Raw genomic sequence first — 24,467 nt, forward strand, 5'->3', positions numbered from 1 at the left:
ACGGCGGAGCAGAGGTAGACGGCGGTGGTGTCGTCCTGCAGCGCGCAGAAGGCGTGACCGAGTCCTTCGGACAGGTAGACGGCTTTGCGGGAGTCGCTGTCGAGCAGGACGCAGTCCCATTCGCCGTAAGTGGGGGAGCCGACGCGGATGTCGATGATGTAGTCGATGAGGGCGCCGGAGGCGGCGGTGATGTATTTGGCTTGTGAGGGTGGTACGTCGGCGTAGTGGATGCCGCGGACGGTGCCGGCGCTGGAGACGGAGATGTTGGTCTGCAGGACCTGCATCTGGTGGCCGAGGTGTTCGGCGAGTTTGTCGGCGCGGAAGCCTTCCATGAATACGCCGCGGTCGTCGGGGAACTGGCGCGGGGTGATGACGTAGGCGCCTTCGATGGCGAGGGGTTCGATGTTCATCGGGCGAGTCGTCCTTCGCGTCGGGGTTCGGCGAGGATGCGGTGTAGGTAGAGGCCGTATCCGCTTTTGGTGAGGTCGTCGGCGTGTTGTCGCAGAGTGTCGTCGTCGAGCCAACCGTTGTGCCAGGCGATTTCTTCGATGCACCCGATTTTGAGTCCTTGTTGTTCTTCGACGACGTGAACGAATTGGGAGGCGGACATGAGGCCGTCGAAGGTGCCCGTGTCGAACCAGGCGGTGCCGCGGGGTAGGACGGTGACTTGCAGGGTGCCTTGTTGGAGGTAGGCGTCGTTGATGCCGGTGATCTCGAGTTCGCCGCGGGTGCTGGGTTGTAGGTTGCGGGCGATGTCGATGACGTTGTTGTCGTAGAAGTAGAGACCGGGGACGGCGTAGTTCGATTTGGGGTAGGTGGGTTTTTCCTCGATGGACACGGCGCGCATGTGTTCGTCGAATTCCACGACCCCGTAGGCGGTGGGGTTGGGGACGTGGTAGGCGAAGATGAGCCCGCCGGTGAGGTTGTTGTGGTCGCGTAGGCGGGTGCCGAGTCCAGTGCCGTGAAAAATGTTGTCGCCGAGGACGAAGGCGACGTTGTCCTTGCCGATGAAGTCGGCGCCGATGATGAAGGCTTGGGCGAGGCCGTCGGGTGAGGGTTGTACGGCGTAGGTCAGCTCGATGCCCCATTGGGATCCGTTGCCGAGCAGGCGTTGGAATTGCTCGGCGTCGTGGGGTGTGGTGATGATCAGGATTTCGCGGATGCCGGCCATCATCAGGGTTGACAGCGGGTAGTAGATCATCGGTTTGTCGTAGATCGGCATGAGTTGTTTGCTGATGCCGCGAGTGATCGGGTGCAGTCGTGTGCCTGACCCGCCAGCGAGAATGATTCCCTTCACCCGCGGCAGTCTATGGGTTGGCCGGTAGGCTTGCGCGGGCGTCTGTTCCGGCGTCGAGTCGAGCGTGGAGTGGGGCTTTTTTCGTGCGGATCGTGGTGACCGGTGGGGCGGGGTTCATCGGCAGCAATTTCGTTCAGCTGACGCGGCGGACGCGGCCGGATGTGCGGGTCACGGTGTTGGACAAGTTGACCTATGCGGGGTCGAAGGCGTCCCTGGACGGCGTGCTGGATGAGGTCGAGTTCGTCCAGGGCGATATCGCGGATGCTGACCTGGTGAACGGTGTGGTGGCGGGTGCGGATGCGGTGGTGCATTTCGCGGCGGAGTCGCACAACGACAATTCGTTGGCTGACCCGCGCCCGTTTCTGGATACGAATGTGATCGGCACGTACACGTTGTTGGAAGCGGTCCGTGCGCATGGGGTGAGGTATCACCACATTTCGACCGATGAGGTGTACGGCGATCTGGAGTTGGAGGACCCGGGCCGGTTCACCGAGGCCACGGCGTACAACCCCTCCTCGCCGTATTCGTCGACCAAGGGTGCGTCGGATTTGTTGGTGCGGGCGTGGGTTCGGTCGTTCGGGGTGCAGGCCACGATCTCGAACTGTTCGAACAATTACGGTCCGCGTCAGCATGTGGAGAAGTTCATTCCGCGGCAGATCACGAACCTGATCGATGGGGTGCGCCCGAAGCTGTACGGGCAGGGTTTGAATGTGCGCGACTGGATCCATGTCGATGATCACAACAGTGCGGTGTGGGCGATCTTGGATCGTGGCCGGATCGGTGCGACGTATCTGATCGGTGCTGATGGTGAGGTCAACAACCTGGACGTGGTGCGCAAACTGTTGGTGCTGTTCGGGCAAGAGCCGGACGCGTTCGATCAGGTGACCGACCGGGCCGGGCACGACCTGCGGTACGCGATCGATTCCACCCTGCTGCGCACCGAACTGGGGTGGGAACCGACCTACCGTAGCTTCGATGAGGGTTTGGCCGCGACGGTCGAGTGGTACCAGGCCAACGAAGCCTGGTGGCGTCCGGTGAAGCAAGCGGTCGAGGACAAGTACGCCCGCACCCAACAGGTCCTGTCCACCGGCACTTCGACCGGCACTTCCCCGGGTCCCATGGGTGCTGATCGATGAGGTGGGTGTTGCTGGGCGGGCACGGGATGCTCGGTCAGGACCTGCAGTCGGTGTTGGCGCAGGCGGGAGAGCATTTTTGGGCTCTGGGCAGTGCGGACTGCGATATCCGGGTTCCGGGAGCGGTGACGCACGCGGTGCGGGACGCTGACATGGTGGTGAACTGTGCGGCATGGACCGCGGTCGACAAGGCCGAGGAGCACGAGGGCGAGGCGTTTATGATCAACGCGGTCGGCGCTCACAACGTCGCGGTCGCGTGCGCGGCTGCCGGTGTCCGACTGGTGCATGTCTCGACCGACTACGTGATGCCCGGTGACGGTGACCAGCCGTGGCCCGAGGACGCTCCGCAAGCACCTGCTTCGGCGTACGGTCGTACGAAGGCCGCGGGCGAATGGGCTGTGCGGCAAGCAAGTCCGGACGCCTATGTGGTCCGGACGGCATGGTTGTACGGCGCCGGTGGGGGCAACTTCGTCAAGACCATGCTGCGGCTGGCCGGTGAACGCGACACGTTGACCGTCGTCGCGGACCAGGTCGGGCAGCCTACCTGGACCCGTGACCTGGCCGAACTCATCGTCCGACTCGTGAACTCCGGGGCCCCGGGTGGCTATTACCACGGCACCAGTTCCGGCTCGACCTCCTGGCACCGGTTCGCGCAGGAGATCTTCACCCTGTCCGGCCTCGAGGCCCGACGAGTCGCTCCGATCACCACCGATCAGTTTCCGGTACCGGCACCCCGTCCCGCGAACAGCGTCCTGGGCCACGACGCGTTCGACTCGAACGGGATCGAGCCCATCGGCCCCTGGAACGAACGCCTGGCCGCCGCACTGCCGGTCGTGACACGGGGCACGTGAGGGATGAACGGCCCCGTATGACGACCTTGGGCGAGCGAACGGTCACCGGTTCCACGCACATCAACTGGCGCCGGTCCCTTCAAGCACGCCTGCTGGCCGGCGACGTGCTCGGGATCGCCCTGGCGATGTGGTTGGCAGTCGTCATGCGCTTCGGCGATCCGCGCGGTGCGAAGGTCGCCGGGCTCGGCGACCTGTCGTACAGCCAGACCGGTATCGCGCTCGGCTTGGCGTGGTTGATCGCGATCGCAGCGTTCGGCGGTTACAGCATGAAGGTCGTGGCCGTCGGCTCGACCGAATACCGCGACCTGGCCCGTGCGACGTGGGCGTTGTTCGGCGGTGTGGCGATCTTCGCGACGCTGTTCAAGGTCGCGTTCGCTCGCGGATTCCTTGCTGTGGCCTTCCCGCTCGGTCTGATCCTGTTGTTGATCGGACGGGTCGTGCAGCGCCGGGTGCTGGTCCGGCGTCGGGGGCGTGGGGAGTGGGTCGAGCGGGCGCTCGTGGTCGGTTCACCGGTCGAGGTCCGCTACGTCGTCGACACCGTGCGGCGGACCCCGATCGCGGGTTATGAGGTCGTGGCGGTCGCGACCGCAGGTCAGTCCCGTGAGTTCCGGTTGGCCGACGGCAGCGTCCTGCCCGAGGTCGGCCGGCCGGAGGACGCCGCGAGGGCGGCGATGGTGGTCGGTGCCGATGTCGTGGTGGTCGCCGGTCAAAGTTCCACCGGTCCGACCTTCCTGCGTGATCTCGGCTGGGATCTCGAAGAAACCGAGTGCAATCTGGTGCTCGCCAGCCGCATGACCGATATCGCCGGTCCGCGAATCCACTGGAAGCCGGTCGAGGGTCTGCCGTTGATCAGCGTGGAGATGCCGCGCTACACCGGGATGAAGTACGTCGGAAAGCGAGCGTTCGACCTCGTCGTCGCGCTCTGCATGCTGCTGTTGGCGGCTCCGATCATGATCGTGACCGCACTTGCGGTGAAGCTCGAGGACCACGGTCCCGCGTTCTACCGGCAGGAGCGCGTGGGGGTCAACGGCTCCCGTTTCCGGATGACGAAGTTCCGCTCGATGGTCACCGATGCCGATGCCGAGGCCCGCCTGCAGTCGTTGCGCGAGGACCATGACGGCAACGAGATCCTGTTCAAGATGAAGGACGACCCGCGTGTCACGCGCACCGGCAGGTTCATCCGCCGCTACTCCATCGACGAACTGCCGCAGCTGTTCGACGTGATCCGTGGGCACATGTCGTTGGTCGGCCCCCGTCCGCCGTTACCCGCCGAAGTCGAGACCTACGACCAGCACGTGCATCGACGGCTGTACGTGAAGCCCGGCATCACCGGGCCGTGGCAGGTGGGTGGACGCTCCAACCTGACCTGGGACGAGAGTGTGCGCAAGGACCTGTACTACGTGGAGAACTGGTCGATGACCGGTGACCTGCTCATCCTCGTCAAGACAGTACGCGCCGTCCTGGCGAAGGACGGCGCGTACTGATCGAGCGTGATCGGGCGGGTCAGGCTCAGAGGTCGAGCCAGGACTGCCAGGCGGCGTGCAGCACGAGCCAGGCGATGAGGCCGTAACCGGCCTGCCCGGGCAGGCCGTCGGGTGATGCAGCAAGATCGGACTGCCACTGGTCGTGCCCGAGCAACGGGCGGAAGCAGTCGACGTAGGTGACGCCGCGGCGTGAACAGACGTCCGCCTGCGCATCGACCAGCACCTGCAGGCGCTCGTTGAACTCGTTGTCCTGGGTGGGCGCCGGCCCGACGACGAAGGTCGCGATGGCCGCGGACGACGCGTCGTCCAGGATGTTGGCGAGGTTCAGGCGCGAGCGTGCCGTCGAGAGGTCCTGCTCGATGTCGCCCGCACCGAAACCGATGACCAGGCGCCGCTCGTTCGCGGTGCGCCATCGCGGCTCGGACTCCTGTTGCCACCGGGCGAGAACCTCGGTCGAACTGTCGCCACGGACGCCCAGGTTGTACGCGGCTAGGTCGACCCCGGCGTGCGGGGTGCGGGCCATGACCCGCGAAACCCAACCGAGCGCCTTGGGGTCGCCGAGTCCTGCTACGTACTCGTCGCCGACGAAGCACACGCCGACCCGGCGTGGACCCTCGACCACCTGGAACTCGGCGCTCGGGTTGAACTCCGGCTGACGCCGTTCGTCGTTCTGGGTCACTCGATCCTCACTCGTCATTCGTCGTCATCCAGGCGAGCCAACCATGTTGCCAGCCGTTCGACCGGCACTTCGAACTCCGGGTTGAGGTCGACGAAAGCGCGCAGCTGATCGGCCAACCATTCCAGGCTGACCTCTTCCTCGCCACGCCGACTCGCCAATTCTTCGATTCCGCGGTCGGTGAAGTACATCCGTACTCGGCCGTTCCGGTCAGCGGTCGAACGCCGAAGCGACCAACTCGGCCAGCTGGGCCGCGTGACGCTTGGGCGATCCGGTCGCCGGCGATGCCGCGGCAGCACGTGACACGACGCGCAGTCCGCGGGTCTCGCCGAACTCGGCCAGAGCCTCCGGCAGGTTGAGCGCCATGAACGGCCACGCACCTTGGTTCTTGGGCTCGTCCTGCACCCACACCAGCTCGGCGTTCGGGTACTGGCCGATGATCTCGGCGATCTCCTTGGCGGGAATGGGGGCCAACTGCTCGACCCGGACGATCGCGGTCTTGGTGTCGCCACGCTTCTCGCGCTCGGCTTCCAGGTCGTACACGACACGCGCCGATGCCAGCAGCACCCGGTCGACCTGCGAGGCCTCGGGCTTGGTGGCGTCCGGCAGCACCGGCTGGAACACACCGCTGGTGAACTCCTCGGGTCTGCTGGTCGCCGCCTTCAGGCGAAGCAGTTGCTTGGGCGTGAACACGATCAGCGGACGGCGCGGACGCGCGTACGCCTGGCGACGCAGGAGGTGGAAGTAGCTCGCCGGCGTGCTCGGGTATGCGATCGTCATGTTGTCCTCGGCGAACATCTGCAGGAACCGCTCGATGCGGGCCGAGCTGTGGTCGGGACCCTGACCCTCGTAGCCGTGCGGCAGCAGCAGCACGACAGACGAGCGCTGCGCCCACTTCTGCTCCGAGGAGGAGATGAACTCGTCCATGATCGTCTGGGCGCCGTTGGCGAAGTCACCGAACTGAGCCTCCCAGAGCACCAGCGCATCCGGACGCTCGACGGAGTAGCCGTACTCGAACCCGAGTGCGGCGTACTCCGACAGCAGGGAGTCATACACCCAGAACCAGGCCTGGTCGGGGGACAGGTAACGCAGCGGCGTCCATTCGTTGCCGTTGACCTTGTCGATGAGGACGGCGTGACGCTGCACGAAGGTGCCGCGGCGGCTGTCCTGGCCGGCCAGGCGCACGGGGATGCCTTCCATCATCAACGAGCCGAAGGCGGCCAATTCGCCCATGGCCCAGTCGATCCCGCCCTTGTGGACCATCTCGTTGCGGCGGTCCATGAGCTTGGCGAGCTTCGGGTGGACGGTGAAGCCCTCCGGCGGCTTGACCCAGGTCTCACCGATCTTGTGCAGGTCGGACTCGCTGATCGCCGTCGAGCGGTTGCGGCCGTCGACCGTCGCGTCGTCGGCCGTCTGCGCGGACGGACGCTCCAGGCCACCGTGGCCCTCGGCGTCGGTGCCGGTCGAGGCGTCGGGGGTTGAGGGGGCGGCGGCCTGCTTCTTGGCCTCCTTGGTCTCCACGAACACCCGCTCCAGCTGCTGCTGGTAGTCGCGCAGGGCGGCCTCGGCCTCGTCCGGGGTGATGTCACCGCGGCCGATGAGGGCCTCGGTGTACAGCTTGCGGACGCTGCGCTTGGCCTCGATGAGGTTGTACATCAGCGGCTGTGTCATCGAAGGGTCGTCGCCCTCGTTGTGGCCACGGCGGCGGTAGCACACCATGTCGATGACGACGTCCTTGTGGAAGCGCTGACGGAACTCGTAGGCCAGCTCGGCGACGCGCACGCACGCCTCCGGGTCGTCGCCGTTGACGTGGAAGATCGGCGCCTGGATCATCCGGGCGACGTCGGTCGAGTAGGTCGACGAACGCGACTGCGACGGCGCGGTGGTGAAACCGACCTGGTTGTTGATCACGACGTGGATCGTGCCGCCGGTGCGGTACCCGCGCAGCTGGCTCAGGTTCAGCGTCTCGGCCACCACACCCTGACCGGCGAACGCAGCGTCACCGTGCAGCAGGATCGGCAACACGGTGAACGCGGTGCCGGCAAGGTTGATGCGGTCCTGCTTGGCGCGCGCGATGCCTTCCAGCACCGGGTTGACGGCCTCCAAGTGGGAGGGGTTGGCGGCGAGGTAGACCTTGGTCTTGTTGCCGGCGTCGGAGACGAACTCGCCCTCGGTGCCCAGGTGGTACTTCACGTCGCCCGACCCCTGCACCGAGTTGGGGTCCTGGGTGCCCTCGAACTCACGGAAGATCTGGCCGTAGGACTTGCCGGCGATGTTGGCCAGCACGTTCAGGCGTCCGCGGTGCGGCATACCGATGCAGATCTCGTCGAGACCCTCGTCGGCGGCCTCGCACATGATCCGGTCCATCAGCGCGATGACCGACTCGCCGCCCTCGAGGCTGAAGCGCTTCTGGCCGACGAACTTGGTCTGCAGAAAGGTCTCGAACGCCTCTGCGGCGTTGAGCTTGCGCAGGATGCGCAGCTGCTCGGCCGAGGTCTGCTTCTCGTAGGGCACCTCGACCTTGCCCTGGATCCACTGGCGTTGCTCGGGGTCCTGGATGTGCATGTACTCGATACCGACGCCGCGGCAGTACGAGTCGCGCAGGATGCCCAGCACCTTGCGCAGCTTCAGGAACGGCTCGCCGCCGAACCCTCCCGTGGGGAAGGTGCGGTCGAGGTCCCACAGCGTCAGGCCGTGGTTGGTGATGTCGAGGTCGGGGTGACGACGCTGCTTGTACTCCAGCGGGTCGGTGTCGGCCATCAGGTGCCCGCGCACCCGATAGGCATGGATCAACTCGTGCACACGGGCGACCTTGTTGATGTCGTCGTCGTGGCTGGTGTCGATGTCACGCACCCAACGGACCGGCTCGTACGGGATCCGCATCGCCTGGAAGATGTCGTCGTAGAACCCGTCCTCGCCCAGCAGCAGCTGGTGGACGACCTTCAGGAACTCACCCGAGACCGCACCCTGGATGATGCGGTGGTCGTAGGTGCTGGTCAGCGTCATGACCTTGCTGACCGCGTTCTTGTTCAGCGTGTTGAGGCTGGCGCCCTGCCACTCGGCGGGGTACTCCAGCGCACCGGCTCCGATGATCGCGCCGGCACCCTTCATCAGGCGCGGCACCGAGTGCACGGTGCCGATGCCGCCCGGGTTGGTCAGGGTGATCGTGGTGCCCTGGTAGTCCTCGAGTGTCAGGGTGTTGGTGCGCGCCTTACGCACCATGTCCTCGTACGCCGTCCAGAACTGCACGAAGTCCATCGCTTCGGCGTTCTTGATGTTCGGGACGACCAACGTGCGGGTGCCGTCGTCCTTCGCCAGGTCGATCGCCAGGCCGAAGTTGACGTGGCCCGGGCGCACCAGCACCGGCTTGCCCTTGTCGTCGGTGGCCAGCGCGTTGTTCATGTCGGGAACGAGCTTGAGCGCCTTGACGATCGCGTACCCGAGCAGATGGGTGAAGCTCACCTTCCCGCCGCGGCTGCGGGCGAGATGGTTGTTGATGACGATGCGGTTGTCGATGAGCAGCTTCGCCGGCACCGAGCGGACGCTGGTCGCGGTCGGCACCTCCAGGCTCTGCTCCATGTTGGTGACGATGCGGGCGGCGACACCCTTCAACGGCACCTTCTCGTCCTCGGCGTCGACGGACTGGACCGGAGCAACGCCACCGTCACGGGAGATCGGGCGGGCGTTGGACAGCTCGTGCTGCTTGGGGTCGAGGGTCGGCACCCGGCCGGGGTTGCGGTCGGAGCGGGACTTCTCCGTCTTGGCCTGCGGAGCGGCGGACGGGTCGGCGTCGGCGGCCTTGGAATCGCCCGGCTGGACGTTTTCGGCGTTGCCCTCGGCGGACCGAGCCTTGTCACTCTCGGAGCTGTTCGCGGAAGCGTCCTTCGACGACTTCGCAGCGGCCTTCTCACCGTTCTTGTCCGCAGTGTTCTCGGCGGTCTTCTCGGCGCTGCCGTTCGAGGAGCTCTTGGACGAGCCGTTGCTCGAGCCGGACTCGGTACTCGGTTCGTAGTCGGCGAAGAAACTCCACCAGGCCTTGTCGACCGAGTTCTTGTCCTGCAGGTACTGCTCGTAGAGCTCGTCGACCAACCACTCGTTGGGGCCGAAGCTTGCGAGCGGCTCGGAAGGCTGGGACACGCTGATGCGCCTCTTTCGTTTGTGTCGCCGATCGAATCGCCCGTGTGGGGTGACACACAGACGAACCCCAGCCTACGCCTGCAGGCTGGGGTTCGCCCGTGTGGGTCGAGTGCTGTTGCGATGTGTCTCAGGTGACATCGCGGCGGTTGGTCAACCACGTCCCGATGGCCACGAAGACGGCCGCGTAGAGCAGCAACATCAGCGTGCCCTGCCACCAGTTCAGCATCACGCTCTCGGGGTCGCCGTTGTACCCACCGAGGACCGCATTGGTGGCCTGACTCGGGAAGAACTTCACCACGTCGCGGCCACCGTCGATCAGTGTGCCGACCACCGACAGGATCGGTTCGAGGATGAACGCGATGCCGACGCCGACCAGGATCGCGGCGACCTGGTTGGGGATCATCACGCCCAGGCCGAGGCCGATGAGCGCCCAGAGGCCGAGTACGAGCAGCACCAGCAGGAGCGAACGGGTGAGCGTGCCTGCTTCGGGGAACGCCTGCATCCCACGCGCCGACAGGATCGTCGCGCCGGTGATGACCGATCCGGCGAGGAACACCAGGCCGTACAGCACACCGAAACCGAGCAGCGCGATCACCTTCGAGGCGATCATGACCGGACGTCGCGGTTCGGCCAACAGCGTGCCGGTGATCGTCTTGTGCCGATACTCCGAGCCGATCGTCATGATGCCGATGACCATCAGGAACACGTATCCGAAGCCGACACCGGTGGTGTAGGTGTTGATCGCGATCTGCAGGGGTGTGAACGTCGGCACCGGACAGCAGGTGGCTGGAGACCAGGATGGTCTTGCCCTCGGCCGCCAGGTGGCGCAGGAACCCGCGCAGCCAGCGGATGCCCTCGGGGTCCAGACCGTTCGCCGGCTCGTCCAGCACCAGGATGTCCGGGTCGCCGAGCAGTGCGCCGGCCAGTCCGAGCCGCTGACGCATACCCATCGAGTAGCCGCCGGCGCGTTTCTTCGCAGCCGCTGGGATGCCGACGAGTTCGAGCAGTTCGTCGGCGCGGCTCGTCGGCAGGCCGGCGGACGTGGCGAGCACACGTAGGTGATCGCGTCCGGTGCGTCCGGGGTGGAAGTTCGTGGCCTCGAGTGCCGAGCCGACGGTGCGCAGCGGGTCGGCGAGCTTGACGTACGGGACGCCGCCGATGGTGGAGCCGCCGGACGTCGGCCGGATGAGCCCCAGGATCATGCGGAGCGTGGTGGTCTTGCCGGCGCCGTTCGGCCCGAGGAAGCCGGTGATCCGGCCCGGTTCGACGTTGAAGGACAGGTCGTCAACGGCCCGGAAGCCCTTGAACGACTTGGTGAGGTTGTGCACCTCGATGCGTCCGCGTCCGCGTCCGGCTTTCGGCGCAGCGCTGGCTGGTGGAGCTGACACGTGGGGACCCCTGTCGACGCGTACCTGAACAGGACCCATCCCATCATCCGCTCGGGTGAGTCCGACCAACGGCCCCGCGGCCGTCCCGCGACGGCACTTCGACGGCACTTCGACGGCACTGCGACGGCACTGCGACGGCCCGGGCGGCGAGGCGGCGAACGCCCCACGTCCGAGGGGACGTGGGGCGTTCGATCGCAGACTTCAGCCCTTGGCCATGCCGTCCTTGATCAGGTTCATCACCGAGGAGTCGGCGAGCGTGGTGACGTCGCCCACCTCGCGGTTCTCGGCGACGTCCTTGAGCAGACGGCGCATGATCTTGCCCGAGCGGGTCTTCGGCAGTTCGGGAACGACCAGGATCTGCCGAGGCTTGGCGATCGGACCGATCTCCTTGGCGACATGGTTGCGCAGTTCCTGCACGGTGTCGTCGCCGTCGTCCTCGAAGCCTTCGCGCAGGATGACGAATGCGCAGACGGCCTGGCCGGTGGTCTCGTCCGTGGCTCCCACCACCGCGGCTTCGGCCACGGATTCGTGTGACACCAGGGCGGATTCGATCTCCGCGGTCGACAGTCGGTGACCCGAGACGTTCATGACGTCGTCGACGCGGCCGAGCAGCCAGATGTTGCCGTCGGCGTCGTACTTGGCGCCGTCACCGGCGAAGTAGTACTTCTCACCGAACCGGCTCCAGTAGGTGTCGCGGTAGCGCTGGTCGTCGCCCCAGATGGTGCGCAGCATCGCGGGCCACGGCTTGGTGAGCACCAGGTAGCCGACCTTCTCCGGTTCGGTGAACGGCTCACCCATGTCGTCCAGGATCTCGGCCGCGATGCCGGGAATCGGCCTCTGTGCCGAACCCGGCTCCAGAGTGGTCAGTCCGGGCAACGGCGAGATCATGATGCCGCCGGTCTCGGTCTGCCACCAGGTATCGACGATCGGCGCCTTGCCGCCACCGATGTTCTCGCGGTACCACCGCCACGCCTCGGGGTTGATCGGCTCGCCGACCGAACCCAGCAGGCGGATGGACGACAGGTCGAACTTCGCCGGGATGTCGTTGCCCCACTTCATGAACGTGCGGATCGCGGTGGGCGCCGTGTAGAGGATCGTGACGCCGTACTTCTGCACGATCTCCCACCAGCGGCCCTGGTGCGGAGTGTCGGGTGTGCCCTCGTAGAGCACCTGCGTCGCGCCGTTCGCGAGCGGTCCGTAGACGATGTAGGAGTGGCCGGTGACCCAGCCGACATCGGCGGTGCACCAGTACACGTCGGTCTCGGGGTGCACGTCGTGCACGATCGAGTTCGTGTACGCGGCCTGCGTCAGGTAACCGCCGGACGTGTGCAGGATGCCCTTCGGCTTACCGGTCGTGCCCGAGGTGTACAGGATGAACAGCGGGTGTTCGGCGTCCATCGGCTCGGCGGCGTGCTGGTCGGACTGGCGGTCGACCACGTCGTGCCACCACAGGTCGAGGTCGTCGTTCCAGGCCACCTCACCCTTGGTCCGCTGCACGACGAGGACGTGCTTGACCGGGTGATCGCCCTTGGTGAGCGACTCATCGACGGCAGCCTTGAGCGGTGCGGGTTTGCCGCGGCGCCACTGACCGTCGGTGGTGACCACGACGGACGCGTCCGCGTCGACGATGCGGGTGTACAGAGCATCGGCCGAGAAGCCACCGAAGATCACCGAGTGCGGAGCGCCGAGTCGAGCGCACGCGAGCATCGTGAAGATCGTCTCGGGGATCATCGGCATGTAGATCGCGACCCGATCGCCCTTGTTGATCCCCAACTCCTGCAACGCATTTGCTGCCTTGGAGACCTCACGCTGCAGGTCGGCGTAGGTGATCGTGCGGGTGTCGCCCTGGTCACCCTCGAAGTGGATCGCGACGCGTTCGCCGTTGCCCGCCTCGACGTGGCGGTCGACGCAGTTGTGGGCGACGTTGAGCTGGCCGTCGGCGAACCACTTGGCGAACGGAGCGTTGCTCCAGTCGAGGGTCTGTGTGAAGGGCTTGGCCCAGGTGATGCGCTCGCGGGCCTGGTCGGCCCAGAAACCCTCGAAGTCGGCGTCGGCCTGCTCGAACAGTTCTGCCTTGCCGTTGGCCGCAGCAGCGAAGTCCGGGTCGGGTGCGTAGCTGGTCTCGCTCAAAATCCTCATCCTCATCGACGAATCGGGCGGTGGGGGTGGTGTGGCCGCCCGGGTGCTGTGCGGGGTGTGGGGTGCGCCGTGACGCACCCCACACCCAGCTTCCTAGTGATCGATCGCCTCGGCAACCCCGTGTCCGGTCAGGGAACGGACCTCCATCTCGGCGTACTTGGCAGCGTTGAACTCCTTGCTGGTGACGCTGCCGAGCCAGCCGAGGAAGAACCCGACCGGGATCGAGACGATGCCCGGGTTGTCCAGCGGGAACCAGTGGAAGTCGATGTCCGCCGGGAGCATGGACAGCGTCTTGCCCGTCTTCGGATCCGCGCCCTTACCGCTGACGACCGGGCTGAAGATGATCAGGCCGATCGCGGTGATCAGACCGCCGTAGATGCTCCACACCGCGCCGCGGGTGTTGAACCGCTTCCAGAAGAGCGAGTAGAGGATCGTCGGCAGATTCGCGCTGGCCGCGACGGCGAACGCGAGGGCCACCAGGAACGCGATGTTCTGGTCCTTGGCGAGCATGCCACCGCCGATCGCGATGACGCCACCGACGACCGCGGCGATGCGGGCGACCTTGACCTCCGACTCCTGCGTCGCCTTGCCGTGCTTGATCACCTGGTTGTAGATGTCGTGCGCGAAGGTGGCGCTGGTGGTGATCGTCAGGCCGGCGACCACGGCGAGGATCGTCGCGAACGCGATGCCGGACACGATGCCCAGCAGCGGGGAGCCGCCGAGTTCGAATGCGAGCAGGGGGGCCGCTGCGTTGGCCTTTCCGGGAGCCGCGTTGATCTTGTCCGGTCCGACGAGGGCGCCGGCGCCGTAGCCGATGACCAGGGTCAGCAGGTAGAAGGCACCGATGAGCCAGATGGCCCACTCGACCGACTTGCGTGCCTGCTTGCTGGTGGGCACCGTGTAGAAGCGTTGCAGCACGTGCGGCAGACCCGCGGTGCCGAGCACCAGAGCCAGGGCGAGCGAGACGAAGTCGAGCTTGGTCGTGGAGTCCTTGCCGTACTTCAGGCCCGGCGACAGGAGTTTCTCCCCGGCCTTCGGGTTCTCGTTGACCGCGGCCTCGAAGAGCTTGCTGATGTTGAAGCCGTACTTGCCGAGCACCCAGACCGTCATGATGAAGGTCGCCGCGATGAGCAGGACGGCCTTGATCATCTGCACCCAGGTGGTGCCCTTCATGCCGCCGATCATCACGTAGAGCACCATGATGACGCCGACGACGGCGATGACGAGGTTCTGCGCGGTCTCGCCGCTCACACCGAGCAGCAGCGACACCAGGCCACCGGCTCCGGCCATCTGGGCGAGCAGGTAGAAGAACGACACGGCCAGCGCGGACGTCGCAGCGGCCATGCGTACCGGGCGCTGCTTCAGGCGGTACGACAGCACGTCGGCCATCGTGAAGCGTCCGGTGTTGCGCATCAGTTCGGCGACCAGCAGCAGGGCGACGAGCCAGGCGACCAGGAAGCCGATCGAGTACAGGAAGCCGTCGTAGCCCTGCAACGCGATGGCGCCGGCGATACCGAGGAACGAGGCCGCCGAGAGGTAGTCACCGGCGATCGCGATGCCGTTCTGCTTGCCGGAGAACGAGGCGCCACCGGTGTACATCTGGCCCGCGGTCTTGGTGCCGGACGCGACCTTGACCACGATCGTCAACGTGACCAGGACGAAGACGGCGAAGATCGCGATGTTCAGGACGGGGCTGCCGACCTGGTCGGCCGCGGCGAGACTGATCAGTTGAGTGCCCATCAGAAGTCCTTGTCGCCGGCGAGGCGGGCACCGATGGCGTCGGCGCGCGGGTCGAACTCACGGTTGGCCCAGCGGGCGTACATGAACGTGATGGCGAACGTCGTCACGAACTGTCCCAGGCCCATCAGGATGCCGATGTTGATGTTGCCGATCACCTTCGTGCCCATGAATCCGGGCGCGTAGATCGACAGCAGGACGAACAGGAAGTACCACGCCAGGAAGAAGGCCGTGACGGGGAAGACGAATGCGCGGAACTTCTTGCGAAGTTCGGCGAACTCGGGGGACTGCTGGACCGCGATGAAGCGATCGTCGACCTTCGGAGCACCGTCGTTGCTCACCGAGTCACCTCCGGTTTCGGGTATGGACTGCCACACGGGGAGCCGTGTGATCGGTGTCACATACCTTCTTCCTGCCGGTTCCGGTTCGCCACCGCTTCCGGGCGTGCTGCGCCGGACGGGTCGCACGGTTCGGCGTGCGGAACCGAAACGTGCGGCGAGCGGTTCGGGTGCTGCGGCGAACGGCGGGACGCTTTCGTCAGTCGGCGACGGCTTCGGGCACGTGCAACCTGGCCATGATGCGTCCGGTCGAGGCCGGGACGCTGTTCGGCGTGGCGAGCGAGACGACGACCATCACGAACACCGCGAGGGGCGTCGTCCAGGCCGCCGGTGCGGTCAGCAACTGTCGCGCGAGACCCTCGGTCCCGACGCCTCCGGCCAGGACCACTGCGGCGCAGGCGCCCGTCGTGAAGCCGCCGGTGAGCACTCCGGCGATCGCGCCGGCGCGGGAGAGGCTGCGCCACCACACACCGAGCACCACCAGCGGCGCGAAGGTGGCGGCCGCGATCGCGAATGCGTAACCGACGACCATCGAGATGCCGAACGGGCTACGCAGGACCGCGGCGGTGAACGGCACGAGCATCGCGAACATCACTGCGAAACGGAAGGATTGACTCGGCTTCACGCTGGGGTGACGGCGACGCACCAACGGTCGGACGATGTCCTGATCGAGGACGCCGGCGACCGCCATCAGCAGGCCGCTCGCGGTGGACAGGAATGCAGCGAACGCTCCCGCGGCAAGCAGGGCCGACAACAGATCGCCGACGCCACCGGGCAGGACGGCGCCGGGCAGCCGGAGCACCATCGTGTCCCGCATCCCAGGTGCGTCGCCAGGCAGGTAGATGCGTCCGAGCCAGCCGTAGATCGGCGGCCAGACGTAGAACATGCCCAGCAGGGCAAGCACCGCTACGGTCGTTCGGCGGGCCTCCCGGCCGGTCGGATTGGTGTAGAAGCGCACGACGACGTGGGGCAGACCCATGCTGCCCAGGCACAACGCGATCAGCAGGCTGTAGGTCGCGTAGAGGTTGTCGGTGTTCGCGGACGCGGTGAGCGGGTCCCACCAGTCGGTGCCGGCAGGCGCCGAGGGACGGTCGTCGCGCAGCCACACGCCGAGCATCACGAACGCGGGGACGACAAGCGCAGTCAGTTTGAGCCAGTACTGAGCCGCCTGGACGAGCGTGACCGACCGCATCCCGGCGAGCGCGACATTGAACGTGACGAGCACGGTGACCAGGGTGCTGCCGACCCAGCGGGGCCATCCGGTGACGTGGTTGAGCACCAGGCCCGCGCCCTGGAGTTGGGGGATGAGGTAGAGCCAGCCGATGCCGAGCACGAACACTGAGCAGACCCTGCGCGCGGCCTTCGACTCCAGTCGCAGCTGAGCGAAGTCGGGCAGTGTGTACGCCCCACTGCGACGCAGCGGTGCAGCGACGAGGACGAGCAGGACGAGGTAGCCGATGGTGTAACCGACGGGGAGCCACAGCGTGTCCAGGCCGTTGTCGTACATCAGCGCTGCGACACCGAGGAAGCTTGCCGCAGAAAGGTATTCACCACCGATGGCACTCGCGTTGCGCCAGGGGGAGACCGTTCGCCCGGCGACGTAGAAGTCGCTGGTGCCGCGGGTGAACCGCAATCCGACCAGGCCGAGACCGGAGGTGAGTACGCAGACCGTCGCGATCGCGACGAGCGACCAGGTGGAGGTCACCGCCTGCTCACCGGTCGGGTCACCATCGTCGTGAACTCCAGCTCCAACCGCTCCGATGCGCGGACGTACTGGCGGGCGATCAGCACCGCCGCGGGGTAGACGAGCACACCGAGCACCCACCAGGCGAACGGCACCCCGGCGAACGTGACGTGCCGGGTTGCCGGCACGAAGTGGAACAGCAACGGCAGGCCGCCGAGACTGACGATTCCCACGGCGAGGACCCGCAATGCGAGCCGCAGTTGGGCACGCATCAAGCCCTCGACGTACACCTCACCGAGTTCGGTCTGCGAGTTGATCTCGTCGCGCAGGCTCTGGCCGGCCGGGTTGCCGGTCGGCGCGCGGGAACTGGTGATGCGGACGCGTGGCGCCGCGTGCTCCATCAGATCTCTCCACGCTGCAACAGGTGCTGCCGCAGTTCGCGGGTGTGCCGGCGGCTGACCTGCAGTGAGGTGCCGTCGACGGTGACCGAGCAGCGCCCGTCGTCCATGTGCAGCTCGGACACGAAGCGGGTACAGACGAGCGTGGAGCGGTGGATACGGACGAATCCTGCTGCGGCCCAACGCTCCTCGAGTGTGTTCAGCGGGATCCGGACGAGGTGGGTGCCGTCCGGTGTGTGCAGTTCGGCGTAGTCGCCCATCGCCTGGACGTACCGGACGTCGGAACGCAGGATGAAACGCGTGACACCGCCGCGTTCGACGGGGATGCGTTCGTCCTCGGGTTCGGCCTGAGCTGCGGTGGCTCCGACGCATTTGCCGACCGCCTGTGCGAGACGTTCAGGTCTGACCGGTTTCATCACGTAGTCGACGACGTCGATCGCGAAGGCGTCGACGGCGTACTCGTCGTAGGCGGTCACCAGGACCACCTGCGGGCGCTGCGGCAGCCGGGCGATGACGCGGGCCAGTTGCATGCCGTCCAGGCCCGGCATGTTGATGTCGCTGAACACGACGTCCACGGGGGTGAAGTCGAGCAGGTCGAGTACTTCGCCGCCGCTGGCCGCCTGCAGGACCGTGCCGATGCGCTCGTCCTGGTCGAGCAGCCAGGCGAGTTCCGACCGGGTAGGTGCTTCGTCGTCGACGACGAGCACGGACAGGGGTGCTGCGGACATGGGGTAAACCTAGGCCTCGGGCGCGAATTTGGGCACCCTGAAACTCACCTTCATGCCCGAGCCGCGAGCTGTCTCGATGACGAGGCCATGGTCGTCCCCGTAGGTCTGTCGCAGGCGCGCGTCGACGTTGCCCAGTCCGACCGACCCGCCGCGCCCGTGCCCGTCGAGCACCTGCCTGATGCGTTCGGGTTCGGCTCCGACACCGTCGTCCTCGACGCTGATCTCTGCTTCGGGCCCGATGTCCCGAACGGTGAGCGTGACCGTGCCGGTGCCCGCCTTCGGGGCCAGGCCGTGCCGGACGGCGTTCTCGACCAGCGGTTGGATGGCCAGGTAGGGCACACGGACCGCGAGCACCTCGGGCGCGACCTTCATCCTCAGTTGCAGACGCTCGCCGAAGCGAGCTTGTTCGAGCACGAGGTAGCGCTCGACGTTGCGCATCTCCTCGGCGAGCGTGGCGGTCGCGCCGCCCTGGCGCAGGGCGTAGCGGGTGAAGTCGGCGAACTCCAGCAGCAGCTCGCGGGCGCGGTCGGGGTCGGTGCGCACGAACGAGGCGATCGCGCCGAGGCTGTTGTAGATGAAGTGGGGGCTGATCTGGGCCCGGAGGGCTCGCAGTTCGGCTTCCATGGCGCGGGTGCGGTCGGCCGAGAGGTCGGCGAGCTCGACCTGGGTCGCGATCCAGCCGGCGACCTCCTCGGTGGCCCGGGCCAGCCCGGCGCTCGGCTGTTCGCCGCACGCGACCAACTGCCCGACGACGGTGTCGCGCACCCGGATCGGGGCCAGAACCGCCGTTCGCACCGGACAGTCCGGGTCGTCGCAGTCGAGGGTCGTGATGACCGCGACCTTGCCATCACCGAGGTGCTCGGCTGCGGCTTCGTGCACCTCGGCCCGGTGGTGGTCGCCGACACCGTCCCACGCCAGGACCTCTCGGCTGCCGCTGAGCGCGAGGGCGGGCGTGGCCAGGAGTTCGCGCAGGTGAGGGAGTGCCCGTCGGGCCGTCTCCTGGTCGAGTCCGTCACCGAGGTGCCGTCCGGCGAGGGACGCCGTGTGCAGGGTTTCGTACGTCGCCCGGTCGCGTTCGCTGACGAAACCTCGTTGCAGGTTGCGGCGGCGCAGCACCTGCCACAGCAACAGGATCACCAGCGCAGCACCGATCGCGAGGACGATCGTCACGGGCTCGGGGCTGGTCATTCGGCGAGCGTAGGCGCCGGGCAGCGTCCGAGGGCGGACATCCCCGGCGACATGCGAACGGCCACCGCCTGCGGTGCAGTCGGTGGCCGTTCGAGAAAGCGCCCCCTGCAGGATTCGAACCTGCGCTCCCGCCTCCGGAGGGCGGTGCTCTATCCCCTGAGCTAAGGGGGCCCAGCAGCCGCCAACCGTATCAGCAGCAACGAGAATCCCTCGCATCGGTGCCGTTCCGAAGAGAGCCGGCGGCGGATCATGGCGATGTTCGGTGGTGAGGTCCTGGACGACACGGAAGACGCCGTCCGGCCACACGAATCATTGACCTGCATGAACCTGCCCAAGGGCATGGTCCGGTTGCTCGCGGACCTGTCACCATCACAAGAACGCCTCGGCTGCTTGACGGATCCGATGTCATCGGCCGGCGTAGCGGTCGATGACGATTGCGGCCCAACGCAATTGCCCGGTCGGTTCGCACCGTCCACTTTCTGAGTGATCCGGCGAGCCGGCCGCGCCCATCGGTAGCGTTGGCGCCGATGAACGCAGCTCAGACTCCGGTCTTCTCCCGCAACACCACCCGCACCAAGGACGGGTCGTTCGCCGTCGCCGGACACGACGTCCGTGACCTCGCGCGAGACTTCGGCACACCCGCGTACCTCGTCGATGTCGACGACGCGCGCTCGCGCGCTCGGGAGTACCGGGACGAGTTCGCCCGAGCCTTCCGCGGCATCGGCACCGAATGCGACGTGTACTACGCCGGCAAGGCGTTCCTCTCGGTCGCCATGGCGAAGTTGGTGCACGTGGAAGGTCTGCGACTGGACGTGTGCAGCGGCGGCGAACTCGCGGTCGCGGTCCGGGCAGGAGTGCCCGGTGAGTTGATCGGCGTGCACGGCAACAACAAGTCGGTGCACGAGATCGACGCAGCCCTGGCGTACGGCGTCGGACGCATCGTCGTCGATTCCTTCGAGGAGATCGAACGGGTCGCGGACGCGGCCGCCCGAATCGGCGTGATCGCGAAGGTGATGCTGCGGGTGAAGACCGGCGTCGAAGCCCACACCCACGAGTTCATCGCCACAGCTCACGAGGACCAGAAGTTCGGGTTCAGCATCGACGGCCAAGTGGCCGAGGCGGTCCGGAAAGTTCTGGCACGTAACGAGCTGCGACTGCTCGGTTTCCACTCCCACATCGGCTCCCAGATCTTCGAATCGGACGGTTTCGCGGTGGCCGCCGAACGGCTGATCGGGCTGCAGCTTGCGGTCGCGAAAGAGCACGGCGTCACGCTTCCCGAACTCGACCTCGGCGGCGGGTTCGGCATCGCCTACCTGCCGAGCGATGTTCCGCTCGCGCCGTCGGTCATGGCCGACCAATTGGCTTCCATCGTCCAGAAAGCTTGTGTCGCAGCCGGAACCGAGGTTCCGCGCATCTCGATCGAGCCGGGCCGGTCGATCATCGGTCCGGCCGGTATGACGCTGTACACGGTCGGCACCGTGAAGCAGGTCGTCGTCGACGACCAACTCACCCGCACCTACGTCGCTGTCGACGGCGGCATGAGCGACAACGCACGTCCGGTGCTCTACGACGCCGAGTACCACTGCGAGATCGCCGGCCGGCATGCCGAAGCGACTGCTCAGAGCCGGGTGGTCGGCAAGCACTGCGAGTCGGGCGACATCGTCGTGCGAGATGTGTTGCTGCCGAGCGATATTCGCGCGGACGACCTGGTGCTGGTGGCTGCGACCGGCGCCTACTGCCGTTCGCTGGCGAGCACCTATAACCACGTGCCGCGTCCGCCGGTCATTGCGGTCGATGAGGCGGGTGCGCGGCCGTGGGTGCGCCGCGAGACCATTGAGGACCTGTTGTTGCTGGAGAGTGAGTAGTCAGATGTCGGAGTCGGTGCGGATCGCGCTGCTCGGTTGTGGAGTCGTCGGGGGAGCAGTCGCCCGCCGGTTGTCGGAGGCGAAGGACGAGTTCGCTGCTCGAGTGGGTCGCCCGTTGGAGATCATCGGGGTCGCCGTGCGCGACACCGGAAAGGACCGTTCCGAAACCGGCCTGGACGCCTCCTTGTTCACCACCGACGCCGAGACGTTGGTGACCGAGGCCGACCTGGTGATCGAGCTCATGGGTGGCATGGAGCCGGCAAAATCGCTGCTGCAGAAGGCGATCGAGTCGGGTGCGAGTGTCATCACCGCGAACAAGGCGTTGCTGGGCCAGCACGGCGCCGAGCTCTACGAGCTCGCCGAGGAACACGGTGTCGACCTCTACTACGAAGCCGCCGTCGCAGGCGCGATCCCGCTGATCCGACCGCTGCGCGTTTCGCTCGCGGGGGACAGCGTCCACCGCGTGATGGGCATCGTCAACGGCACCACGAATTTCATCCTGGACAAGATGGACCGCACCGGTGCACAGCTCGCCGACGTGCTCGCCGAGGCCCAGGAACTCGGGTACGCCGAGGCCGACCCGACCGCCGACGTTGAGGGTCACGACGCCCAGGCGAAGGCTGCGATCCTGGCCTCGCTGGCGTTCCACACCCGCGTCCGCACCTGCGACGTCCACGTCGAGGGGATCATGGGCGTCACCGCCGACGACATTCGCGCGGCCCGACGGATCGGCTGTGTCATCAAGCTGCTCGCGATCGCCGAACTGGTCGACAAGGGCGGTTCGCAGGCTGTGAACGTCCGGGTGCATCCGACGCTGATCGATCGCAGCCACCCGCTCGCGTCGGTGCGCGAGGCGTTCAATGCTGTCTTCGTCGAGACCCAGATGGCCGGTGAGCTGATGTTCTACGGTCCGGGTGCCGGTGGCGACCCGACCGCTTCCGCAGTACTCGGCGATGTCGTGCAGGCGGCCCGTCACAAGGTGACCGGCGGCCGCGGGCCCGGTGAGTTGTCGTACGCGAACCTGCCGATCGAGCAGATCGGCGCATCGAAGACCGCCTACTTCATCCGACTGGACGTCGAGGACAAGCCTGGTGTCCTGGCGAACATCGCGAAAACCATTGGCGAGCAAGGCGTTTCGATCGAGTCGATGCGGCAGGGAGTTCGCCGTTCGCAGGACGGTCTGGCGACCTTGCACCTGATCACACACCGCTCGAGCGAGGCCGACCTGGCCGACGTCGTCGAGCGACTCAAGGCATCCGAGGACGTACGCGAGGTCGGCTCGGTCCTTCGCGTCGAGGGGGAGTAGGACGACATGGCACATCTGTGGCGCGGGGTCATCCGCGAGTACGCCGACCGGCTGCCGATGCTCGACGGCGCGCCCGTCATCACGCTCGGGGAGGGCGGCACACCGCTGATCCACGCCGAAGGGTTGACTGAGCTCACCGGTGCGGACGTCTGGGTCAAGTACGAGGGCATGAATCCCACCGGTTCGTTCAAGGACCGCGGGATGACGACGGCGATCTCGATGGCTGCCAAGGCCGGAGCGAAGGCCGTCGTGTGCGCCTCGACCGGCAACACCAGTGCGTCCGCGGCCGCGTACGCGACCAAGGCGGGCATGACCTGCGCGGTGCTGGTGCCCGACGGCAAGATCGCGATGGGCAAGCTGTCCCAGGCGATCGCGCACGGTGCCACGTTGCTGCAGGTCGACGGCAACTTCGACGATTGCCTCGGCGTCGCCCGCAAGCTCGGTGAGGCGTACCCCGTCGAACTCGTCAACTCGGTCAATCCGGCCCGTATCGAGGGTCAGAAGACGGCATCCTTCGAGGTCATCGATGTGCTCGGCGACGCCCCTGACATCCACGTGCTGCCGGTCGGCAACGCCGGCAACATCACGGCGTACTGGAAGGGCTACAGCGAAGCCGTCGATTCCGCGCACGGCACTCCCGTCGCCACCAAGCGACCGATGATGTGGGGGTTCCAGGCCGAAGGCGCAGCACCGATCGTGCGCGGTTATCCGGTCGACGATCCCGAGACCGTCGCGACAGCGATCCGCATCGGTAAACCGGCGTCGTGGAAGCAGGCCGAAGCCGCGCGCGATGAGTCCGGTGGCGTCATCGACATGGTCAGCGACGACGAGATCCTGCACGCGCACCGCTTGCTGTCCAGCACCGAGAGCATCTTCGTCGAGCCGGGCTCTGCCGCGAGCATCGCCGGACTGCTGAAGATGCACGAGGCCGGACGGATCCCGCCCGGTGCTCGCATCGTCTGCACGGTCACCGGCCACGGCCTGAAGGACCCGCAGTGGGCGCTTCGGACCGCGGACGGTTCCGATGTGCAGCCCACCCGCGTATCGGTCGACGTCGTGTCGGTCGCGCGGGCGCTCGGCCTCGAATCCTGATGAGCCGCAACGTGATCGAGCCTGGACGTCACGTCCGGGTGGACGTTCCGGCGAGTTCGGCGAACCTCGGACCGGGCTTCGATTCGCTCGGTCTGGGGATCGAGATCAGGGATGTCGTCGAAGCGAGCGTCGAAGGTGACCGGCTGATCATCGAGGTCGAAGGCGCCGGCGCGGGTGAAGTGCCGCTCGATGATCGTCACCTGGTCCACCGGTCCATGCTTGCACTCTGGGAGCGCCTTGAGGTCGAACCTCCCGCCGGACTGAAATTGTTGTGTCGCAACGAGATTCCGCACTCGAGGGGCCTCGGCTCATCCGCCTCGGCAATCGTCGCAGGCGTTGCAGCCGCCTGCGCACTCGTCCGCGGCGAACTCGACGACGACTCGATCACACTGGTCAACGACGTCGCGAGTGCGCTCGAAGGCCACCCCGACAACGCGTCCGCGAGTGTGTACGGCGGGTTCACCTCGTCCTGGTTCGACGAGCAGGATCAGGCCTGGCGCACCGCTCGGCCCGGGCTGCACCCGGACGTCGACGTCGCGGTGTTCGTGCCCGGATTCACGCTCTCCACAGACAAGGCGCGTGCCGCGCTTCCGGCTCAGGTGACGCTGGCCGACGCCGCCCGGAACGCAGGCCGTGCAGCGCTTCTGGTGCACGCATTGACGACGGACCCCGGTCGACTGCTGCCGGCAACGGCCGACTGGTTGCACCAGGAGAACCGGCGGCCGGCCTATCCCGCAAGCATGGCGCTGGTCGATTCGTTGCGCGGCCACGGTCACGCGGCCTTCATCTCCGGTGCCGGGCCGACCGTGCTGGTGCTCGGCGTTGGCGAGTCCCTGCGCGATCTCTCGGCGCCGAACGACGACTGGATATTGCTGCGTCCGGGAATCGCCACGCACGGTGTGCGGGTCGTGTCACACAACTCACGGTGAGCGTGTAGATTGGTGAGCGCACCGAGTGAGGTTCCGGATCTCCGGCACGCCCCAGGTGTATTCACTCTCGCGATTGCGACATCGATCTTTGATGCGC

Annotated in this window: 20 protein-coding genes, 1 tRNA gene and 1 pseudogene; 7 read left to right on the top strand and 15 right to left on the bottom strand. The window is 66.6% G+C overall.

Translation table 11 applies throughout. The features are described from left to right. On the bottom strand, window positions 1-410 hold a 410-nt coding region (locus EU513_RS04705), incomplete at its 3' end, for a dTDP-4-dehydrorhamnose 3,5-epimerase family protein (protein ID WP_129624749.1). Beyond that, entirely contained in the window at window positions 407-1,297 is an 891-nt protein-coding gene (rfbA, locus tag EU513_RS04710) for a glucose-1-phosphate thymidylyltransferase RfbA (protein ID WP_129624750.1), read from the bottom strand. The genes EU513_RS04705 and rfbA, both read right to left, overlap by 4 nt. A gap of 83 nt (window positions 1,298-1,380) precedes the next feature. On the opposite strand from rfbA, the gene rfbB reads away from it, so the two are divergent. From rfbB to EU513_RS04725, 3 genes are read left to right on the top strand one after another with little or no spacing between them, the layout of a single operon-like run. Further along, window positions 1,381-2,433 (top strand): dTDP-glucose 4,6-dehydratase, encoded by a 1,053-nt coding sequence (gene rfbB / locus EU513_RS04715; RefSeq protein WP_129624751.1) that lies wholly within the window; start codon window positions 1,381-1,383, stop codon window positions 2,431-2,433. Further along, window positions 2,430-3,281, top strand: a complete 852-nt coding sequence (gene rfbD, locus EU513_RS04720) for a dTDP-4-dehydrorhamnose reductase (protein WP_129624752.1) — start codon at window positions 2,430-2,432, stop codon at window positions 3,279-3,281. Before rfbB ends, rfbD begins: the two co-directional genes overlap by 4 nt. A gap of 17 nt (window positions 3,282-3,298) precedes the next feature. Then, complete coding sequence (locus tag EU513_RS04725) at window positions 3,299-4,765, top strand: sugar transferase (RefSeq protein WP_129624753.1); 1,467 nt, start codon at window positions 3,299-3,301, stop codon at window positions 4,763-4,765. Between the two features lie 25 nt (window positions 4,766-4,790). Here the strand turns inward: EU513_RS04725 and EU513_RS04730 are convergent, their stop codons facing one another. The 13 genes and pseudogenes from EU513_RS04730 to EU513_RS04785 form a co-directional block, all read right to left on the bottom strand. Beyond that, a complete protein-coding gene (locus EU513_RS04730; RefSeq protein WP_129624754.1) occupies window positions 4,791-5,462 on the bottom strand; it encodes a GDSL-type esterase/lipase family protein in 672 nt (223 codons plus the stop codon). Beyond that, on the bottom strand, window positions 5,459-5,632 hold the full coding sequence (locus EU513_RS15745; RefSeq protein WP_168990149.1) for a DUF6104 family protein: 174 nt from the start codon (window positions 5,630-5,632) through the stop codon (window positions 5,459-5,461). Before EU513_RS15745 ends, EU513_RS04730 begins: the two co-directional genes overlap by 4 nt. A 19-nt stretch (window positions 5,633-5,651) precedes the next feature. Next, a complete protein-coding gene (locus EU513_RS04735) occupies window positions 5,652-9,578 on the bottom strand; it encodes a multifunctional oxoglutarate decarboxylase/oxoglutarate dehydrogenase thiamine pyrophosphate-binding subunit/dihydrolipoyllysine-residue succinyltransferase subunit (RefSeq protein ID WP_240795925.1) in 3,927 nt (1,308 codons plus the stop codon). 127 nt (window positions 9,579-9,705) lie between these two features. Then, a complete protein-coding gene (locus EU513_RS04740) occupies window positions 9,706-10,350 on the bottom strand; it encodes an ABC transporter permease (protein ID WP_129624756.1) in 645 nt (214 codons plus the stop codon). Between the two features lies 1 nt (window position 10,351). After that, window positions 10,352-11,005, bottom strand: a pseudogene (locus EU513_RS04745) (ABC transporter ATP-binding protein); the annotation flags it as partial. Between the two features lie 162 nt (window positions 11,006-11,167). After that, a complete protein-coding gene (gene acs / locus EU513_RS04750) occupies window positions 11,168-13,105 on the bottom strand; it encodes an acetate--CoA ligase (protein WP_239702203.1) in 1,938 nt (645 codons plus the stop codon). A 93-nt stretch (window positions 13,106-13,198) separates the two neighbouring features. Then, window positions 13,199-14,845 (bottom strand): cation acetate symporter, encoded by a 1,647-nt coding sequence (locus EU513_RS04755; protein WP_129624758.1) that lies wholly within the window; start codon window positions 14,843-14,845, stop codon window positions 13,199-13,201. Continuing rightward, a complete protein-coding gene (locus tag EU513_RS04760; protein WP_129624759.1) occupies window positions 14,845-15,183 on the bottom strand; it encodes a DUF485 domain-containing protein in 339 nt (112 codons plus the stop codon). Before EU513_RS04760 ends, EU513_RS04755 begins: the two co-directional genes overlap by 1 nt. 196 nt (window positions 15,184-15,379) lie before the next feature. Continuing rightward, on the bottom strand, window positions 15,380-16,885 hold the full coding sequence (locus EU513_RS04765; protein WP_129624760.1) for a cation acetate symporter: 1,506 nt from the start codon (window positions 16,883-16,885) through the stop codon (window positions 15,380-15,382). Then, a complete protein-coding gene (locus tag EU513_RS04770) occupies window positions 16,882-17,265 on the bottom strand; it encodes a hypothetical protein (protein ID WP_129624761.1) in 384 nt (127 codons plus the stop codon). The genes EU513_RS04765 and EU513_RS04770 overlap by 4 nt, the downstream gene beginning before the upstream one ends. Next, entirely contained in the window at window positions 17,265-17,990 is a 726-nt protein-coding gene (locus tag EU513_RS04775; protein ID WP_129624762.1) for a LytTR family DNA-binding domain-containing protein, read from the bottom strand. Before EU513_RS04775 ends, EU513_RS04770 begins: the two co-directional genes overlap by 1 nt. 9 nt (window positions 17,991-17,999) lie before the next feature. Then, on the bottom strand, window positions 18,000-19,178 hold the full coding sequence (locus tag EU513_RS04780; RefSeq protein ID WP_129624763.1) for a sensor histidine kinase: 1,179 nt from the start codon (window positions 19,176-19,178) through the stop codon (window positions 18,000-18,002). Between the two features lie 99 nt (window positions 19,179-19,277). Continuing rightward, a tRNA-Arg gene (locus EU513_RS04785) sits at window positions 19,278-19,349 on the bottom strand. Window positions 19,350-19,705: 356 nt separating this feature from the next. Between EU513_RS04785 and lysA the strand changes: the two genes are divergently transcribed. From lysA to thrB, 4 genes are read left to right on the top strand one after another with little or no spacing between them, the layout of a single operon-like run. Then, entirely contained in the window at window positions 19,706-21,043 is a 1,338-nt protein-coding gene (lysA, locus tag EU513_RS04790) for a diaminopimelate decarboxylase (RefSeq protein WP_129624764.1), read from the top strand. 4 nt (window positions 21,044-21,047) lie between these two features. Beyond that, complete coding sequence (locus EU513_RS04795; RefSeq protein ID WP_129624765.1) at window positions 21,048-22,349, top strand: homoserine dehydrogenase; 1,302 nt, start codon at window positions 21,048-21,050, stop codon at window positions 22,347-22,349. Window positions 22,350-22,355: 6 nt separating this feature from the next. Next, window positions 22,356-23,441 carry a threonine synthase gene (thrC, locus tag EU513_RS04800; RefSeq protein ID WP_129624766.1) on the top strand — a complete coding sequence of 362 codons (1,086 nt, stop codon included), beginning with the start codon at window positions 22,356-22,358 and terminating at the stop codon, window positions 23,439-23,441. Further along, the gene (thrB, locus tag EU513_RS04805) at window positions 23,441-24,370 is read left to right on the top strand and encodes a homoserine kinase (protein ID WP_129624767.1); all 930 of its coding nucleotides are present in this window, start codon (window positions 23,441-23,443) and stop codon (window positions 24,368-24,370) included. The genes thrC and thrB overlap by 1 nt, the downstream gene beginning before the upstream one ends. Window positions 24,371-24,467 lie beyond the last annotated feature (97 nt).

The sequence above is a fragment of the Yimella sp. RIT 621 genome (assembly GCF_004146205.1).
Classification (GTDB): Bacteria; Actinomycetota; Actinomycetes; order Actinomycetales; family Dermatophilaceae; genus Yimella; species Yimella lutea.

Excerpts from the sequence above, each read along its gene's own strand:
- EU513_RS04755 (WP_129624758.1), bottom strand. The coding sequence starts at position 14,845 with ATGGGCACTCAACTGATCAGTCTCGCCGCGGCCGACCAGGTCGGCAGC.
- EU513_RS04730 (WP_129624754.1), bottom strand. The coding sequence starts at position 5,462 with ATGACGAGTGAGGATCGAGTGACCCAGAACGACGAACGGCGTCAGCCG.
- EU513_RS04780 (WP_129624763.1), bottom strand. The coding sequence starts at position 19,178 with ATGACCAGCCCCGAGCCCGTGACGATCGTCCTCGCGATCGGTGCTGCG.
- lysA (WP_129624764.1), top strand. The coding sequence starts at position 19,706 with ATGAACGCAGCTCAGACTCCGGTCTTCTCCCGCAACACCACCCGCACC.
- EU513_RS15745 (WP_168990149.1), bottom strand. The coding sequence starts at position 5,632 with ATGTACTTCACCGACCGCGGAATCGAAGAATTGGCGAGTCGGCGTGGC.
- thrB (WP_129624767.1), top strand. The coding sequence starts at position 23,441 with ATGAGCCGCAACGTGATCGAGCCTGGACGTCACGTCCGGGTGGACGTT.
- thrC (WP_129624766.1), top strand. The coding sequence starts at position 22,356 with ATGGCACATCTGTGGCGCGGGGTCATCCGCGAGTACGCCGACCGGCTG.
- EU513_RS04775 (WP_129624762.1), bottom strand. The coding sequence starts at position 17,990 with ATGTCCGCAGCACCCCTGTCCGTGCTCGTCGTCGACGACGAAGCACCT.
- EU513_RS04770 (WP_129624761.1), bottom strand. The coding sequence starts at position 17,265 with ATGGAGCACGCGGCGCCACGCGTCCGCATCACCAGTTCCCGCGCGCCG.
- acs (WP_239702203.1), bottom strand. The coding sequence starts at position 13,105 with ATGAGGATTTTGAGCGAGACCAGCTACGCACCCGACCCGGACTTCGCT.
- rfbD (WP_129624752.1), top strand. The coding sequence starts at position 2,430 with ATGAGGTGGGTGTTGCTGGGCGGGCACGGGATGCTCGGTCAGGACCTG.
- EU513_RS04795 (WP_129624765.1), top strand. The coding sequence starts at position 21,048 with ATGTCGGAGTCGGTGCGGATCGCGCTGCTCGGTTGTGGAGTCGTCGGG.
- EU513_RS04725 (WP_129624753.1), top strand. The coding sequence starts at position 3,299 with ATGACGACCTTGGGCGAGCGAACGGTCACCGGTTCCACGCACATCAAC.